At 56.2% G+C, this 15,755-nt stretch carries 16 protein-coding genes and 1 rRNA gene; 8 read left to right on the forward strand and 9 right to left on the reverse strand.

Annotation, left to right across the window (positions count from 1 at the left end; genetic code table 11):
- Positions 1-4 precede the first annotated feature (4 nt).
- The gene (locus VFQ24_01210; GenBank protein HET9176959.1) at positions 5-1,177 is read left to right on the forward strand and encodes an anhydro-N-acetylmuramic acid kinase; all 1,173 of its coding nucleotides are present in this window, start codon (positions 5-7) and stop codon (positions 1,175-1,177) included.
- Between the two features lie 8 nt (positions 1,178-1,185).
- On the opposite strand, the gene VFQ24_01215 is transcribed toward VFQ24_01210, so the two are convergent.
- Together VFQ24_01215 and VFQ24_01220 are read right to left on the reverse strand one after the other, a co-directional pair.
- Positions 1,186-1,800, reverse strand: a complete 615-nt coding sequence (locus VFQ24_01215; GenBank protein HET9176960.1) for a YdcF family protein — start codon at positions 1,798-1,800, stop codon at positions 1,186-1,188.
- On the reverse strand, positions 1,793-2,422 hold the full coding sequence (locus VFQ24_01220) for an L-threonylcarbamoyladenylate synthase (protein HET9176961.1): 630 nt from the start codon (positions 2,420-2,422) through the stop codon (positions 1,793-1,795). Before VFQ24_01220 ends, VFQ24_01215 begins: the two co-directional genes overlap by 8 nt.
- 237 nt (positions 2,423-2,659) lie before the next feature.
- Here VFQ24_01220 and rpsU point away from each other — a divergent pair, with 237 nt between their 5' ends.
- From rpsU to mtaB, 3 genes are all read left to right on the forward strand, one after another.
- Positions 2,660-2,857 (forward strand): 30S ribosomal protein S21, encoded by a 198-nt coding sequence (gene rpsU, locus VFQ24_01225; GenBank protein ID HET9176962.1) that lies wholly within the window; start codon positions 2,660-2,662, stop codon positions 2,855-2,857.
- Between the two features lie 59 nt (positions 2,858-2,916).
- The gene (locus tag VFQ24_01230; protein ID HET9176963.1) at positions 2,917-3,216 is read left to right on the forward strand and encodes a zinc-ribbon domain containing protein; all 300 of its coding nucleotides are present in this window, start codon (positions 2,917-2,919) and stop codon (positions 3,214-3,216) included.
- A 242-nt stretch (positions 3,217-3,458) separates the two neighbouring features.
- Entirely contained in the window at positions 3,459-4,772 is a 1,314-nt protein-coding gene (gene mtaB / locus VFQ24_01235) for a tRNA (N(6)-L-threonylcarbamoyladenosine(37)-C(2))-methylthiotransferase MtaB (protein HET9176964.1), read from the forward strand.
- Positions 4,773-4,989: 217 nt separating this feature from the next.
- Here mtaB and VFQ24_01240 read toward each other — a convergent pair whose 3' ends face one another.
- Positions 4,990-5,826 (reverse strand): IS1 family transposase, encoded by an 837-nt coding sequence (locus tag VFQ24_01240; GenBank protein ID HET9176965.1) that lies wholly within the window; start codon positions 5,824-5,826, stop codon positions 4,990-4,992.
- Positions 5,827-6,020: 194 nt separating this feature from the next.
- Positions 6,021-6,941, reverse strand: a complete 921-nt coding sequence (locus tag VFQ24_01245; GenBank protein ID HET9176966.1) for a hypothetical protein — start codon at positions 6,939-6,941, stop codon at positions 6,021-6,023.
- 154 nt (positions 6,942-7,095) lie between these two features.
- Between VFQ24_01245 and VFQ24_01250 the strand changes: the two genes are divergently transcribed.
- Entirely contained in the window at positions 7,096-7,296 is a 201-nt protein-coding gene (locus VFQ24_01250) for a hypothetical protein (protein HET9176967.1), read from the forward strand.
- 229 nt (positions 7,297-7,525) lie between these two features.
- On the opposite strand, the gene VFQ24_01255 is transcribed toward VFQ24_01250, so the two are convergent.
- Entirely contained in the window at positions 7,526-9,505 is a 1,980-nt protein-coding gene (locus tag VFQ24_01255; protein HET9176968.1) for a mechanosensitive ion channel family protein, read from the reverse strand.
- Positions 9,506-10,275: 770 nt separating this feature from the next.
- Here VFQ24_01255 and VFQ24_01260 point away from each other — a divergent pair.
- The 3 genes from VFQ24_01260 to VFQ24_01270 all read left to right on the forward strand — a co-directional run bounded on the left by VFQ24_01260 (position 10,276) and on the right by VFQ24_01270 (position 12,558).
- Positions 10,276-11,508: a pilus assembly protein TadG-related protein gene (locus tag VFQ24_01260; protein HET9176969.1), complete on the forward strand. Its 1,233-nt coding sequence runs from the start codon at positions 10,276-10,278 to the stop codon at positions 11,506-11,508.
- Positions 11,509-11,532: 24 nt separating this feature from the next.
- Positions 11,533-12,024 carry a TadE family protein gene (locus tag VFQ24_01265; protein HET9176970.1) on the forward strand — a complete coding sequence of 164 codons (492 nt, stop codon included), beginning with the start codon at positions 11,533-11,535 and terminating at the stop codon, positions 12,022-12,024.
- Positions 12,025-12,126: 102 nt separating this feature from the next.
- Entirely contained in the window at positions 12,127-12,558 is a 432-nt protein-coding gene (locus VFQ24_01270) for a TadE/TadG family type IV pilus assembly protein (GenBank protein ID HET9176971.1), read from the forward strand.
- A gap of 66 nt (positions 12,559-12,624) precedes the next feature.
- On the opposite strand, the gene VFQ24_01275 is transcribed toward VFQ24_01270, so the two are convergent.
- The 4 genes from VFQ24_01275 to VFQ24_01290 all read right to left on the reverse strand — a co-directional run.
- Positions 12,625-13,731, reverse strand: coding sequence for a hypothetical protein (locus VFQ24_01275; GenBank protein ID HET9176972.1), 1,107 nt, complete (start codon positions 13,729-13,731; stop codon positions 12,625-12,627).
- A 97-nt stretch (positions 13,732-13,828) separates the two neighbouring features.
- Positions 13,829-14,044, reverse strand: coding sequence for a type II toxin-antitoxin system HicB family antitoxin (locus tag VFQ24_01280; GenBank protein HET9176973.1), 216 nt, complete (start codon positions 14,042-14,044; stop codon positions 13,829-13,831).
- Positions 14,041-14,229: a type II toxin-antitoxin system HicA family toxin gene (locus VFQ24_01285; protein HET9176974.1), complete on the reverse strand. Its 189-nt coding sequence runs from the start codon at positions 14,227-14,229 to the stop codon at positions 14,041-14,043. The genes VFQ24_01280 and VFQ24_01285 overlap by 4 nt, the downstream gene beginning before the upstream one ends.
- 1,066 nt (positions 14,230-15,295) lie before the next feature.
- A 16S ribosomal RNA gene (locus VFQ24_01290) occupies positions 15,296-15,755 on the reverse strand; the annotation flags it as partial.

Consider the following 15,755-nt stretch of genomic DNA (forward strand, 5'->3'; position numbering starts at 1 on the left):
AGTTGTGCCGTCCGCCGCTCCGCGTCTGCTGGTGGGCCTGATGGCAGGCACATCTCTCGACGGTGTGGATGCGGCGTTGGTACGCATAGCAGGGCCGGCCACAGCGCCTCGCGTCCGCCTGCTGAAATTTGTTTCGATTCCATACTCGCCGGGCGTCCGGCGCCGTTTGCTGAGAATTGCCGCTGGGCATACGGTTCCGGCCGGAGAGATCAGCCAGCTCAATTTCCTGCTGGGCGCGCTCTTCGCAGATGCAACAATCGAGCTTTGCCGAAAAGCCGGGATCACCCCTGGGAACCTGGCCGGGATCGGCTCGCACGGCCAGACGATTTTCCATCAGGGGACCACCACAGTCGAGGCCGGCCACAAGGTCAGTTCCACGTTTCAAATTGCTGAACCTGCCGTGATTGCCGGACGGACCGGCGCAACGGTGGTATCCAGCTTCCGCACAGCCGACGTGGCGGCCGGCGGCCAGGGCGCGCCGCTGGTTCCGTTGCTGGATTATCTCCTGCTGAGCGATAGGAGCCGGGGAACCGTCGCACTGAACATCGGCGGGATTGCCAATGTCACGGTGCTCCCGGCGGGCGCAGCGCTGGAGGACGTATACGGCTTTGACACCGGCCCCGGCAATATGATTATGGACGGCCTTGTGCGAGCCTTCACCGGCGGGCGGCGGCATTATGACTCGAATGGCCGACTGGCCGCCCGCGGTAAAGTCATCGAGGATCTTCTGGTGCTGGCGCTCCGGTATCATTTTTTCCGTGAGCGGCCTCCGAAAAGCGCAGGACGAGAGCAGTTTGGAGAGGAATTTGTGAAGCGATTTTTCCTCAGCAGACTTCCAGGCGCCCGCAAAGAAGATTTGCTTCGGACGGCAAATGAGCTGACCGCCGCCGCCGTTGCCGGCGCGTTGCGACAGTTTGTTTTTCCTCGAGTGGACATCAGCAGGCTGATCGTTTCAGGAGGCGGCGCTCATAACCGGCTGCTGATGAAACGCATCAGTGAACAGTTGCCAGAAATCAAATTGTTGTTTTCAGATGCCTTCGGGCTTCCAGTGGACGCCAAGGAAGCCATCGCTTTCGCCATCCTCGCTGACCGGACCCTGCACGGCCTGCCAGGGAGTCTGCCCGCCGTGACGGGAGCTCGCAAAGCCGTTGTGCTGGGAACCACATCCCGGCCGTGAGGAGGCCGCTAGACGTGGAAACCCAGGTGCCAAAGGTTGAGGATCAGCACCTCCCTCAGCGAGTAGAGGGCACGCGCAAAGGGATCGGCCTCAATCGGACTTGCGGGCGCGGGCGAGGTGTAGGCGGCGATGCCAAGGGAAGAAAACAGCCGCTTGATCCGGTAAAGATGAAAACCGTCGCTGACCACAACGCAGGTCGATTCCCCGCGGCCCTTCAGAATTTTCGCTACCGCCTTCACCGTCTGGAAGGTGGTTTCGCTGCGGGTCTCCTCCACAATTTTGCGCGCGGCGACTCCCTGCTGGATGAGGTAGTCCCGGCCTACGCCGCCTTCCGTAAAGCGGCGGTCACCACCGCTGCCCCCGGTGGTAATGACCAGCAGGGCGAAGCCATGCTCTTCCAGGTAAAAAGCACGATCCAGGCGGGCCTTATAAACCGGTGAAGGGCGCCCGTTATATTCCGCCGCCCCGAACACCACGATGGCCGCAGCCGGCTGCGCTTCATCGCTGGCGGCCTGGCGCCGGATGGTCTCGTAAAGCGACACTTCCAGCAAGGCAGCGCCGGCAAGTGAGGCAATCAGTATCAGGAAAATCCAATGGCGCAGTCGCAAGGGAGACTCAGGCAAGGAATTCTTCCAGATCTGCTTCGCTGACGCCGCCGCGACGCAGGATGCGGGCCCGCCCGCCCTGGAGTTGCACAACCGTTGAAGGATTGTCTCCAGTCGTGGAGCCACCGTCCAGAATGAGCGGGAGCGAGTCGCCAACCTGTTCCTCAACCTCGCCCGCCGTCGTGCAGGCGGAATGCTCCGACAGGTTGGCGCTGGTGCCCGTAATGGGTCGGCCCACGGCTGCAATCAAGGCTTCTGCGAGCGGAAAGCGCGGCCAGCGTACGCCGACGCAGCCCGTGTTTGCTGTCAGCTTTAAGGGGATCAGGCACGACGCGCGAACGACCAGGGTGAGCGGACCCGGCCAGAATTTTTTCGCCAATGTGAAAAAGAGTTGCGGCGGGTCGGCCACCAGGTCGGCTGCCTGGTCGAGCGACGCGACCAACAGCGGAATGGGCCGATCGGCAGAACGGCGCTTGATCCTGAAAATTTCGGTGATCGCGGCTAGATTAAAGGGATCTGCTCCCAGCCCGTAAAAAGTGTCCGTCGGGAAGGCGATAACTTTGCCGGAAAGGATCAACCCGGCGGAGTGCTCCAGCGCGTCTTCGAGGTTCGCCTTGTCTACCTTAAGAGTCACTGCCATTGAGCACTGCCGGAACCCATGATCGATAGTGAATCTGACCGTAGCATATGGCGGTCCGAGGGTCAAGACGAGGGCTGTGAGGCCGGCGTGGCGCCGGCGAGGCGACCCGCGCAGAGACTCCAGAAAACAGTCTGCCCAAAAAATGGCCTTGACTTCCGTGCGGTAACTGGGTGAGAATTCTGGTAACCAGAGGAAAAGTGTGTCTTTTATTTCACTAGGAAATGGGGGTGTTTGTCATTGGCTGAAGTTAGACTTCAGGAGGGAGAGTCTTTGGAAAGCGCCCTCCGCCGCTTCAAGCGAAAGGTTCAGCAAGAGGACATCATCAAGGAAATCAAAAAGCATTCCTTTTATCTGAAGCCAGGAGAGAAAAAGCGAGTCAAAGCAGCCTTGGCGCGGAAGAGAGCCCGCAAAAAGGCCAGGCATGACCACGACTAAATCCTGATTAGGAGCGAGGGACGATCAGGTGAGGGACTGGTCAGGCAGGGGGGCAACTCATGGAATACCGGGATCGGGTCCTCAAGTGTATCGATTGCGGAGCGGAATTCGTTTTCACGGCAGGTGAACAACTTTTCTTCGCGGACAAGGGGTTCAAGAACGAGCCGAAACGCTGTAAGCCTTGCAAATCCAAAAGAAGCCAGTTGCTGAACGGGCAAGGTCATCGGCGTGTGGAAACCAGCACCGTTTGCTCGCAGTGCGGTAAGGAAACAACGGTACCTTTCAAGCCGACTCAGGGGCGCCCCGTCTATTGCAGGGAATGCTTCGAACTGCGTCGAGCCGCGGGAGCTCCGGCTTGATCTGATCGCAGACTTCCGCCTCTTCATTTTTCCGGAAGGGATCATGTGCGGCGTGCGGAGGGGTAATCGCTGGGCACAGGCGGGTGTCGTGTGCCTTCAGGCCGGCCGTCTGGTTTTCGATCACCGCAACCCCAGCCAGTAGCCTCCCACCGAAGCTCGACGAGAGTCCCCCCTTTTCGTCTTCTCGGAATAGGCACGCCATGCTGACGAACACCCTCACCTTCGCATAACATCAGGTATTCATGAGCACGTTTCACCTCATCAATTTCGGGTGCAGGGCGAGCCATGCGGACGGGGCATCGATCAAGCAGCAGTTGATGGCGAAGGGGTTCAGCGAGGCCGCGTCGGAATCGAGCGAGATCGCGGTCTTGAATACCTGTACCGTCACCGCCGCTGCAGACGCCGAAGTGCGCCAGGTGATCCGGCGCATTCACAGGGCCAACCCTGATTGCCGGATCCTCGTGACTGGATGTTACGCGCAGCGCGCTGCCGATGAAGTCTCGAAGTTACCGGGCGTCGCCTGGGTGATCGGTAACTCCCACAAGCACACGCTGGTGCAGGTCCTCTCCGGCGATGGCGGTGCCGGGTCATCTGCGGTTGGACACGGCGCCAACCACCCGCTGGTCCTGGTGGGGGAAATTGGCGACACTTTCCACTTCGCTCCGGTATTTGCTGGGGACCGCACCCGTCCGACACTAAAGGTGCAGGACGGCTGCAACGCCTGCTGCGCGTTTTGCGTCATCCCGCAGGTTCGCGGCGAGAGCCGCAGCATGGATCCCGGCCAGGTCATCGAGCAGGTCCGCGAGTTGGAATGGAACGGCTATAAGGAAATCGTCCTATCAGGCATCAACCTCGGCAGCTACGGACGCGACCTTGGCTTCCCTATTGATTTTCGGGGTCTCGTGGAACGCATCCTGCGTGAAACCGGAATCGGGCGGCTGCGGATCAGCTCGATTGAACCGATGGATGTCAGCCGAGGGCTGATAACACTCGTGGCTGCTGAGCCGCGCATGGCCCAGCATTTCCACGTTCCGCTGCAAAGCGGTTGCAACCGGGTCCTGCGGCTGATGAACCGGCGCTACTGGACCACCCATTACGCCGATCGAATTCTTGCCATTCGTGAGCGGATGCCCAATTGCGGAATCGGCGCTGACGTCATGGCGGGTTTTCCGGGCGAGACGGAGGCCGACCACGCCGAAAGCTGCCGGTTCATCGAGTCGCTGCCCTTCACCTATCTCCACATCTTCCCATACTCGGCCCGCCCCGGGACGGCCGCGGCAACGCGCGCCGGGCAGGTGGACGGGCGGCGCATCCACGAGCGCGTCCGCGAACTGAAGGCATTGATCGAAGCCAAACACAGCCAATTCGTCGATGCTCAGATCGGGCAAACTCTGAGCGCGGTGGTCCTTCACAAAACCGGGAACGGCCCACCCGTCGCGCTGACCACCAACTACTTGCAAGTGTCTCTCCCGGGCGAAAGCGTTTCTCCAAACACCCTGCTCGATGTGGAAATCCAGGGCATCGATGGGGGCGCACTGGTCGGACGCGCGGCCTGATGGTAATTGCCACACAAGTGATGAACAGTCCTCCGCAACCGGCAGTTTCCCGCTGTCCACACACAGGGTGACGTGCGCCGGCTTCAGGCTGATGTCGACCAGCAGGCAGCACCAATCCGGCGCGGACATCGAGAAGCGTGGCAGGCAACGCTCAGCGGCAACGCCGCACCGAAGTGCGCCATCGGGGCGCCGTTGAGCCTGACCCGTGGGTACTGGTTCAGTTTGATTTATCACGATCAGCCAGCCCTACAATTTCTTGTATTGACCAAACATAGTCAGATATTCCAGCTTGCATTGCCGGAGTGCATCTAAGCGTTTCATGGATACGGGCAAAATTGTAGTACATGAAGTACAGCGACACTGCGTACATCATATTTTCTACTTTCTTGGAGTGAGCGTTGGTTAGTCGGGTGAAGCGTCTCATGCTCATTCGCATAGTGAGATTCTGCCTTTCGACGTAGCTGGTAGACACGCACTTCATATCGGGGGTGCCTTGGATAATTTTGCTTTCACATCCAATACACTCCGCTGGACTGTAGCGAACTTCTTCCTGACTTGCCCCGTAAAGTTTCACTAGTTGTGCATAATCAATATCGGACCCAAAAGCCCCCTCAACCGCGTCCAGGTAAGGTCGCAGGCCGTCCGTTGTGAGTTGTACACGGTTCGCCAAACGACTCTTTAGATCGTCCATAAAGATAATCGCCGTTTTCAAGTCACGGTTGCCGAGCATGGAAGAGATTACCAACTTCGTGTCGGCATCAATAGCAACCCAAGTCCAGACATCGCCGTACCCAAACTGTCCCTTGAACTTTTTAGGGACATTTTTCTGTTTTGCATAGCAGAATTGCCATATCTCATCGCACTGGATGTGACGGCAATGCAAATTCTTAATGGCTCGGTCTTGGAAGCTATCTGCCGCTTGGCCGACATTTGCCAGTAGCTTCAAGATTGTATTTTTGGCAACTCCAGTCATGCGCGAAGTGGAGTTTATAGAGCACCCTTCCACTAGTGCGGTGATGACGCTGGTCTGTTTTTCTCTATTCAGTTTGTTCATCGAATATGCTACAATGATGTCGTTTAGAAAGCCCCGCGATGATTAAACCCAAGTACCGTAAAAGTCTCGACTCCGCTCAACTTGCCCACGCTGCTGTAGAGCGAGCTATTGGGTCGAAGCTGAAGCCCCCTAGGCCGAGTCAGCCACAAGCAGCAAAGATGTCATCCAAAAAACACCCGAAAGGGAAGTAAATCCTACCAAGTCCATTTGCTGAGATTCTTTTTCAGCCATTTAGCTTGAGAATTCTTCTTTCTAACATCCCTTATGCCTTTGATTGAATCATCCATCGCCGAGATAAACATTTCTAACGCTTCGTCATCCCTGTCAGCAATAGCGTTGAGTATGCTTGGCAAGTATAAGAACATATCAGATAGCGGACTCTTTCCAGGCTGGCTAGATGGATAGATATGCTCCCAGTAGTCGCCTTGATCTGACACGCCAACTACTTGCGGGGCACCCCCGCAGTACATGGCATGATCTCCGGTGGAAATAATAAGATGCATGGCAATTGCGGGCATGGTGTAAATGGACGTAATACCATCTTGAAATAGAATACTCGCTATCGCCTTTATTGCTGCTTCTCCCGACTCCATCCCACTACACACAGGATTCGTGTTCGCGGGTGAAATGCGTCCTGTTTCTTTCACCCTGTACAATTTTGCAGGTTCTCCAACCTGCATGGCTAAGAGAATGTCCACCGTAGGCGGGTTCGGATCGCCGGATTTGCGTAGAGGTATTATATCCCGCTTAAATATGTCTCTCACAGCAGCACCGACTACAGCCTTCACCCGCTCTGCCCGTACCCTTTTTTCTCCGATTTTCTCAATAATTTCCGCCGCAATAGAACTGAGATAGCTCGTATCCCCAGATCCCGCAATATACGCCCGACCATTAAGAGGGTGTACAGGAAATATCTTCGGTCCAGGTGACTTTGCTTGATACTGTCCCCCTGAGTATTCACTATCAGTGCATAGCACAACACCGTCCACGCACCTAAAACCAGCCGCAATAGTCATAGCCTTTGCCCCCTGTGGCCTTGGTTCTCTTTTTGTCTGCTGCTTACTAAATTGCGGGCTGGAGTATATCAAATTCTGCTTTGGGTTAGAGGATGTCATGCGACACCCCCAAGACCGGAAAAATATGGAAACCTGTATTCCCAGTCAAACTGAACCAGTACCGACCCGTGAACATCATCCTCAAATTGCTCTTTTTGTGGCATACTAAGATGTTATGGCAAGAGGTTGGACTAGCAAGGCAGTAGAAGAACAAATGGATATCACGGAATCAAAAGAATCAGAATTACCTCAGTCATCACCCGAACAGCAGCAAAGGCAACGGGACCGGGAAAGCCTTGAGCTTTCGCGCTCCCGTGTCCAGCAGGAGCTTGCAGCGGCAACGCATCCGAATTACCGCACTTCGCTCGAAGCTGCTCTCGGCTACCTTGAGGAAAAAATCGCAGCGTGCAAGTAAGCCCGCCGCCGCGGTCCAAATGCTGATTCCCTGGCGCAGGAAGTCTTCTGCCCGGTGTAGAGACTCGGGGTGGAAGTGTCCACGCCGAGGGTATCTCTGGTTCCCGTAGTTATTCCGCTCCAAATTCGACGGCATTTCTATCCTCCCTGGGCAGAAGCCTGCAATGGACAGGTTCTCCCTTCCGCCTGCCAAAGGGCCGCAATCGTCAATCTGAAGTCTTGAGGCTGCTCTAACCCGCCGCATCAGCGGCCGAGAGATTGGTCCGGAGGCGGATGGCGGGAGTCTCCGAGCCCGGTGGCTTTAGCCCAGGATCGCTTTCCAAGGCATCGAGTAAGGCATGAGATACCCGCTCATCAATTTCGGCATCACGCCGCAGGTCCACCGGAAAGCGAATCACGGCCTCAATTGAGGATGGCAATATGTGGAGTTGAATCTTCGGGCGCAGACCGTCTGCTGGGGCGGAGTAAACAGTTCTTTGCATTTCGCGATACTGTCGCTCCAATTCCGGGCGATAGTCCGACAGGACGCCGGTAACGGCCCCAAGCAGCCTCTCCTTTACCAAAGCGAAATCAGCGCCCCGAGGCACCGTGATCGCGACCTCATGCCAGATAAAGCTCGTGCCCGGAATCTGTTTGAAGAGGCCTGCCGAAGGCTGAAACACTATAGAATTCGAGAACGCGACCACTCGCCCCGTAGGCGCGCCGAACCCGCTGCCCCCCAGCTCCATGAGATGAAGCCGGACAAGCCCGACATCGATTACCTCGCCAGTGACTCCGCCGATTTGAACGCGGTCGCCAACACGAATGCCAAATTTCCCGATAAGGAAGAAATAGCCCACCACCGAGAGAATGACGCTCTGCAGAGCCACGGCCACGCCGGCGGTCAGCAGTCCAGCAAAGGTGAGAACCGATGCGAGCCTGCCGGCAAAGGTGAAAACAATGATCATTGCAATCACGAGCCACAGAACGAACCTTCGCAGAAACAGGAACTGGTGTCTTTGACGCGGATCATGGACGTACCTGTACACTGCCCGCCGCCAAACTTCCGCCGCCGCGATTGCTACCCCAAGGATCAGAACCAGAAACCCCACCCGCACTCCCAGGCTCTTCCAATCGGCCGAATTGCGGCTATCCATTGCGTCACGCCAGCGTGTAAGGCCCCGGCTGTAGAGACCGAGCAAGACGTCCATCTTGCTCAATGGAATGGCGGCCGATGTCGCCTGTTTGAACTTTGCGGCGAGATTATCGAGCTGTTCTCTTTCCTGGGCAAGTTGAGCCGGACCCGCCGTATCAGCCTGGGCAGCAAGTACGTCTCCCTGTTTGGACATCTCTTTGAGCTGTGTGACCATTGGAGCACGCAAATTATTCACAGCCTGAGTAAGAGCGTCAGTTTGCCCGACGATGGAATCAATGGTGTGGATCTTTTGAATTTGAGTAAAAATATCACCCGCCAGGTCCCACATGCCGAAAACGTCCGACCTGCCGGAAGCCGATGTGGCGCCTGTGGGCGGAAGGGGGCTCAAAGACGCGGCACCCGAGCGGCTGGCAGTTGCGGGATTGGAAGCTGTTTCCGGGACGGAAGCAGCGAGGGTCTCAATTTGCGCCCGCAGGCCCCCGGCGCCAAGGCTATTGGCGCTGGTTCCGCTTACAAAATCGACCATGCTGCGAACGGCATCACGGCGCGCTGTGAAAAGCTTCACTTCCCCCTGCAATTCCGATACCTGAGATTCAAGGTCGCGACGACTTCTCCCCGTTGCCGTCGCCAGCTTTTGCTGATTCGAGTCCAACTCTGCCTGCGTGTCCTGAAGGAGCTTGTCAAGGTTTGTCTGCATCGCATGAAGCGCCTGGTAGTGCGTGTCGGGTGCGCCTGCGCTCTCAGCCTGATTGGAAGGCGCCGCCTTTGCGAGCACATCTGCCTGGGCGCGGGCAAAGCCGAAAGCCAGCCGAACCACCTGCTCAGCAATCTGCCGGTTGTTGTAAACCACCATCTGGTCATCTGGCTCGGATGCGATCCGCTGTTCGGCGGACAGGTGTCGATACCACTTGAGGGTCTGATTCAGGAACTGAATTACTTGTGGGGCAGAAACGGCGCCTGACGAAGTCGGAGGCGGGGAGTTTTGAGGAAATGCCGGAATAGTGCCTGCCATTCCCAGGACCAGGAACGCGAGCAGCAAGCCGTATCTTCCCTTTTTTACCACTTTCTCAGCCATACGCCACCTGCACCGGTGCCAGCGTCCGGAAGATTATTTCCCCGGGCGCCAAGCCCGGGCTATAAATTATCGATTGCCGAATGAATGAGGCCCCGCCATGGCGCTTGAGAGGCCCGCAAGAAGATGACCAGGAGTAGCAGAACAGGCGGTTGTGTCGGCATGTGCGCTCTGTGGCGCCTCCCACCTCGAATCCCCACCCCCTCAGTAACCAGGACATTATACGACAACGCCCGGTCGTCTGGTTAAACTCAAAAGATCCCGGCCAGCCGGTGGGCATCTTGCGGCAGGACCCGTTAACTTTACAATCGAATTCCAGCGCTTCGAAGGAGAGTATCTTAGCTATTGCCGCAGCTCAGGGAAACCACCGGAGGCATATTCCCGGCCAGTTAAGACGAGCGGTCAACGGTCCGCAACTGGCGATTAACTCATCAGACCATTTTCCATGGAACTTTCGTTCCAGAAACCGGCGAACTGTAGTTCCATCACTCCCATTAACGCCCAGATGTATATCCATTTAGGGTTAATAAACTTACCTACATTACTCACAGATAGACGTCACTGATGAGTTGACAATCTCATAGTTATATATTACAGTGCTCTAATGCTTCCCTGCCATGCATCGCAGAATGCAACGAGGCAGCGCAGCACGATTTAGTTCTGGATGGTTAAGGTGCCCAGGACCAAAATCAGAAGGTAACTGAGGCTTTAGTACTCACGAATCCCTTGGCCGTACTGGGGAAAAGGCCAGGGATTGTCAATGGGAGGGGGAAATGAAACGATCCAGGAATGAAGCAGGCCAAGCCCTGCTTTTGATGGCGCTTTCGATGATCGTCCTGTGCGGGTTTACGGGACTTGCCATCGACATGGGATATCTCCGTTTCATGAAGCGGCAGATGCAGGCCGCGACTGACAGCGCAGCTCTGGCCGGCGCTGCTGAAGTGGGTTATGCAGACGTTACTGCCGCGGCGCAGACTGATGCGTCGAGCAATGGATTTACAGATGGTGTGAATGGGACCACCATCACGGTCAACAATCCGCCGACCAGCGGTCCACGCCAGGGCAATGCGAGCTATGTGGAAGTGCTCATTGCCCAAAGCCAGCCGACCTTTTTCATGAAGCTCCTCGGAGTTGAATCGGAAATGGTCAGAACGCGCGCCGTGGCTTACTCCGGGATTTCGGGCGCCTGCATTTACGCGCTGAACCCCAGCGTTTCCAGTGCTTTTTCAGTGAACGGGAACTCCGACCTGACCTCGCAGTGCGGCATCCTGGATAATTCCAGCAACTCGACCGCAGCTCTGGTGCAGAACGGAAGCGGATGCCTTTCGGCAACGTATATCGGCGTCGTGGGAGCATTCAAGAACAACTCTTCCTGCCTGCCGTCGCCCACACCGGTCAGCGGTATCGCTGGATTCAGTGATCCACTGGCCTACCTGCAACCGCCCACGGTCGGGGCCTGCGACTACCCGAGCGGCGTATCAATCAGCGGCGGTTCACAAACGCTCTATCAAGGCGTCTACTGCGGAGGCATCAGCATCAAAGGCGGTTCGACAGACGTCACCTTCAGTCCCGGCACCTACATTATCAATGGCGGCGGGATGAACGTCAGTGGCGGCGCAAACGTTCATGCCAGTGGAGTCACTTTCTACATTACCGGAACGTCCAGCACTTTTAAGGGCATCTCGATCACGGGCGGGACTAGAAGCCAGTTAATCGCTCCATCGACGGGCACCTATGCTTCCATCCTGTTTTTCCAGGACCGATCGATGACGTCCCCCTCGTCCGGCGCTGACAGCAACATCGCCGGCGGCAGCGGAACAGACATCCAGGGCACGCTTTACTTCCCGACCACGAACCTTACGTACGCCGGAAGCAGTACGAGCGCACTCTACACCATCCTGATTGCCAATACGGTGAAGATCTCGAACACAACCGTTATTAACGACACATATCAGGTGCTGCCGGGCGGGTCATCGCCGGTCCACAGCGCAATTTTGTCAGAATAGTTCAAACGGAGGGGGAATCTAAGGATGAGGAACGAAGTTGAGGGTAAGTCTTGGTTTCGAAATCGGATTTTGGGGCGCCGGCCGGGTATCAAATCAGTATCCGGCCAGGCCCAGGTGGAGCTCGCCGTACTGCTTCCGGTGGCAATTGCCCTGTTGGTGGGCATCACGGAAATCGGCCGGTATGCGAACACGTGCATTGTGGTAAGCCATGCGGCAAACGCCGGAGTTCAGTATGCCGCACAGAACAGGGTCACCGCCTCGAGTGATGCACTGATCATTCAGGCTGCAAAAGCTGATGCTCCAAATATTGCGCACCTGACCGTCACCCCAGGCCACTACTGCACCTGCGCGAACGGTTCAAGCTCAACCTGCCAGCCGACCGACTGCTCGAATAGCCGGATTATCGAATACGTCAAAGTCAACACTCAGACGCAGATGAATAGCGTGTTCTCCTATCCCGGATTTCCAAGGTCGTTCACGGTGAAGGGAGAGAAGATCATGCGGGTAAGTCAGTAGCAGGATGGAAGACCCGTGTCCGGCTCGTGGGGACGTGCCGCACATGGTGAAATCGAAACGTTGGTATGTGAACTTCAAAAAAATAACTGGAGGGGGATTGTCGTGAAAAGTAAAGAGATCAAGGAAAGTCTGTCCAACAGATGGAATGACGTGGGCACAGCCCTGGTGGAATTTGGTCTGGTGATCGTGGTGTTCTTCATGTTCGTGTTCGGGGTCATGGATTTTGGGCGCGCCCTGTACACCTACCATTTTGTGAGCAACGCAGCCTGTGAAGCAACCCGATACGCGATGGTGCGCGGGTCAAGCAGCACCGACCCCGCGACGGCCGCTGAAATCGAAGGCTATGTAAAGTCACTGGCGCCGCAGGGTATTGACCCCAACACCCTTACCGTCTCGACCTCCTGGAGTCCCAGCCATGCGCCGGGCAGCAGTGTCCGAATCCAGGTCAGCGATAATTTTCAGTGCATGTCGCCTTTTTTCAGGACCTATCACATGACGTTGAGCGATTCGTCGCAAATGGTTATCTCGCAGTAGCTCCGATTGCCTCTCAGGGCGGGAGGATGAACAGCAATTTTGAAGACGATGCACCACCATCCCGCCCTATTCATTCACAACTTTGCGTTTGGGATGGCCGTTTCCGGCGACGGTGGTAATGATATTTGTGCGGGCATTGACGCGCCGGATGCGATTGTGAACTTTGTCAGCAATATAGAGATTCCCGGCAGGGTCCAGCGCAATGCCGCAGGCATCAATTTTGGACTTCGCTGCCGGGCCGCCGTCGCCGCTGTATCCTTCGAAGGCCGTCCCTGCATATACAGCAATCTGCCCGGTGCGGGCGTCAACCCGGCGGACGGTATAGGCATTGTTCTCGATGAAGAGAAGATTCCCCTGAGCGTCCGCAGCGATGTCCAAAAGATCGCCGATGCCAGCGCTTAGCGCAGGGCCCCCGTCGCCGGACGGGATCGCAGTTCCATTGCCCGCCACGGTACTGATTACCCGGGTCTTGAGATCAATGCGCCGGATGCGGTGGTTCTGAGTATCGGCAACAAACAGGTTTTCGCCGGCGTCGAGAGCGAGCGATGCCGGCCCGCCGAAACTGGCGTCGAGCGCCGGTCCGCCGTCTCCTGAAAATCCTTTCTCACGATTGCCGGCAAAGGTGACGGCGTCCTCTTCCAGTTCGACGATTTCATAGAATGTGCTTGCTGAAACCAGCAGCGAACCGTTCCTGAAGGCCACCATCCCCAGCGGGTCAGAAAGGTCCGCGTCCATTGCCGGCGCACCGTCCGGGGAAATGGGCTCGCGGCCATTGGCAAGCGACCGGATGCGCCCCGTGGAGTGATCAACCACGTGGAGGAAGGCATCGTTGGTTTTGTTCCGGCCACCGAGGTACAGATTGCCCTGCGGGTCGAGCGCGAGACTATAAACGCGGTAAACCGACACATCCCGCGCCTGCTCATTCTCCTTAAAGCAACATTGTTTACCATTCCCGGCCGCCACCTCTACGTCCTTCCTTTTCCAGTCGATGCGCAGAATGCGATTGCCGTACTCCTCGTTGACGTACAGGTTGCCTGCTGCATCAAAGGCCATTCGGCAGGGACCGTTGATGGCGGTATGCAGAGGATCGCTCGCCCGAATATCCGCTGCGTGGAATAGGAAAATCGCCAGGAACAGAAAGCAAAGGGTTTTGGGGAAGGACTGTGCAGCCACGTCGGCTCCGGTGAAAATTGTTGGGTCGTCTGCGCGACAGCGTTATTATACGCTCTTCTTGCATCATAGAATTCATAGGAAAAGCAAAAGCTGGAGCCTATGCGGGAATTTCAAAATAAGCGGAATAGGTGTGCGGTTCGGGGACTTCCATGCCTTCAAGCCGCATCCCCTCCAGGTGAAACTCGATGGCTTCGCGCATGTTGCGCTCGACTTCGTCCCTCGTGTGGCCGGTTGAGACACAGCCTGGCAAATCGGGAGAATACGCGGAGTATCCGGTGCCCGTTTCTTCGATAACAATCAGAAACTTTTTCATCGTTTAAGTCCTGCCTGCTTCATAATGCTGTTCAACGTTCCCGGCGCGAGATCGTCGTTGCCGCTTCCCGGGACCGTCACGAGTCCCTTCTTCGTTGGATGCTTGTACTGCTGATGACTCCCCTTGGTTCTCGATAAATACCATCCGTCTTCTATCAGTATCCGAACTACCTCGCGAACCTTCATTTACAGGAAGCTTGCCACGGCAGATCAACTGTGTCAATCACCGGCCAAGTGTGAGCGCAGAAGCAAAAAGGCCGCCGTTGCTGGCGGCCTCGGTTGATTCAGGATTTGTGAGTGTCTTTCCCAATCGTCGGTTGGAGGAGGAAAACTCTTAGCTCCTGAGAAGTCAGCAGCCATATCCCCCAGGGCATGGTTATGACGGCCAAAAGGGTTCTTGCCCAGAACTTCTTTCGGAAGACGATCTCATAGTAAAGGGGGAACAAAATCGCCACCCATAAAATGAACCCTATACTCCGCCACGGCCCGTCGCCGCCTACCGCGAAGAGTGCGAGGGCACTAAACCAGCCCCCCGTAACGGCCCCGTAGAGATAAAGGCTGTACGGAGGCTTTGCTATTACGTATGGATTTTTGACAGTCTTTTTTCCGAAGTCGTAACCACAATCGCACCGTTGTGCCGTGCCGGGATTGATTAATTTACAGCGAGGGCACTCCATTAATCACTCCGCCTTGGTGGTGCTGTAACCGCGGTCTAACTCGCACTCTCAAACCGGGCGATCCCTTGCAGGACCCTTTCGGCCCAGTATAATCCCGGTGCTGGCTGGGAAGGTGGCTCGGGGTTCAGAGAAAGCTGAATCCTAAGCCGGGCAGAACTAGAATTGATTGTGTTTAGCCAATCGAGAAGGTCGGCAGTGACTTCCACTTGAGCGCTTTCCCCGGGCTCGAGTGAAATTGCTTGGATAGAAACGAACTCGCCCCGGCCGCTCGCCAATTCAGAGGTGATAATTATGCTTTCGACGGTTACTTTGTTCTCTGAGCCGTTTACTAATTTTAGATAAGCTCTTCCGTTCTCAGCATTTGCCAACGCCCGCACGATGCTCATGCATTACTCCCCTTCAAAACGCCCAATATAGCACAAAAAGGCCGCGATGGCTCGCGGCCTTTTGAGATCTCAAATTTGAAATTTCGGAATCAAAAACCCTTTGACAACTGAGTTGAGCAGCCACGCCACTGAGCGGTGTGTTCCCGGCCTATCCCGCAATGCGGGATCCGGGAACCGGTTCTCTCTTAGAAAGGAGGTGATCCAGCCACAGGTTCTCCTACAGCTACCTTGTTACGACTTCACCCCAATCATGAGTCATACCTTGGGCGCTACCCTCCTTGCGGTTGGGATCACGACTTCTAGTACAACCCACTTTCGTGATGTGACGGGCGGTGTGTACAAGGCCCGGGAACGTATTCACCGCGTCGTTCTGATACGCGATTACTAGCGATTCCAGCTTCATGCAGTCGAGTTGCAGACTGCAATCCGAACTGAGGCCGGCTTTGTGCGATTAGCTCCCCCTCGCGGGTTCGCGACGCTTTGTACCGGCCATTGTAGCACGTGTGTTGCCCTGGACATAAAGGCCATGATGACTTGACGTCATCCCCACCTTCCTCCGGTTTATCACCGGCAGTTCCCTTAGGGTGCTTTCCTTGCGGACGAGCAACTAAGGATGAGGGTTGCGCTCGTTGCGGGACTTAACCCAACA

The organism is Terriglobia bacterium (assembly GCA_035712365.1).
GTDB lineage: Bacteria > Acidobacteriota > Terriglobia > UBA7540 > UBA7540 > SCRD01.

Coding starts and splice junctions, on each gene's coding strand:
- VFQ24_01230 (HET9176963.1), top strand. CDS start 2,917: ATGGAATACCGGGATCGGGTCCTCAAGTGTATCGATTGCGGAGCGGAA.
- VFQ24_01285 (HET9176974.1), bottom strand. CDS start 14,229: ATGAAGGTTCGCGAGGTAGTTCGGATACTGATAGAAGACGGATGGTAT.
- VFQ24_01280 (HET9176973.1), bottom strand. CDS start 14,044: ATGAAAAAGTTTCTGATTGTTATCGAAGAAACGGGCACCGGATACTCC.
- VFQ24_01245 (HET9176966.1), bottom strand. CDS start 6,941: ATGACATCCTCTAACCCAAAGCAGAATTTGATATACTCCAGCCCGCAA.
- VFQ24_01260 (HET9176969.1), top strand. CDS start 10,276: ATGAAACGATCCAGGAATGAAGCAGGCCAAGCCCTGCTTTTGATGGCG.
- mtaB (HET9176964.1), top strand. CDS start 3,459: ATGAGCACGTTTCACCTCATCAATTTCGGGTGCAGGGCGAGCCATGCG.
- VFQ24_01265 (HET9176970.1), top strand. CDS start 11,533: ATGAGGAACGAAGTTGAGGGTAAGTCTTGGTTTCGAAATCGGATTTTG.
- VFQ24_01255 (HET9176968.1), bottom strand. CDS start 9,505: ATGGCTGAGAAAGTGGTAAAAAAGGGAAGATACGGCTTGCTGCTCGCG.
- VFQ24_01220 (HET9176961.1), bottom strand. CDS start 2,422: ATGGCAGTGACTCTTAAGGTAGACAAGGCGAACCTCGAAGACGCGCTG.
- VFQ24_01250 (HET9176967.1), top strand. CDS start 7,096: ATGGATATCACGGAATCAAAAGAATCAGAATTACCTCAGTCATCACCC.
- VFQ24_01240 (HET9176965.1), bottom strand. CDS start 5,826: ATGAACAAACTGAATAGAGAAAAACAGACCAGCGTCATCACCGCACTA.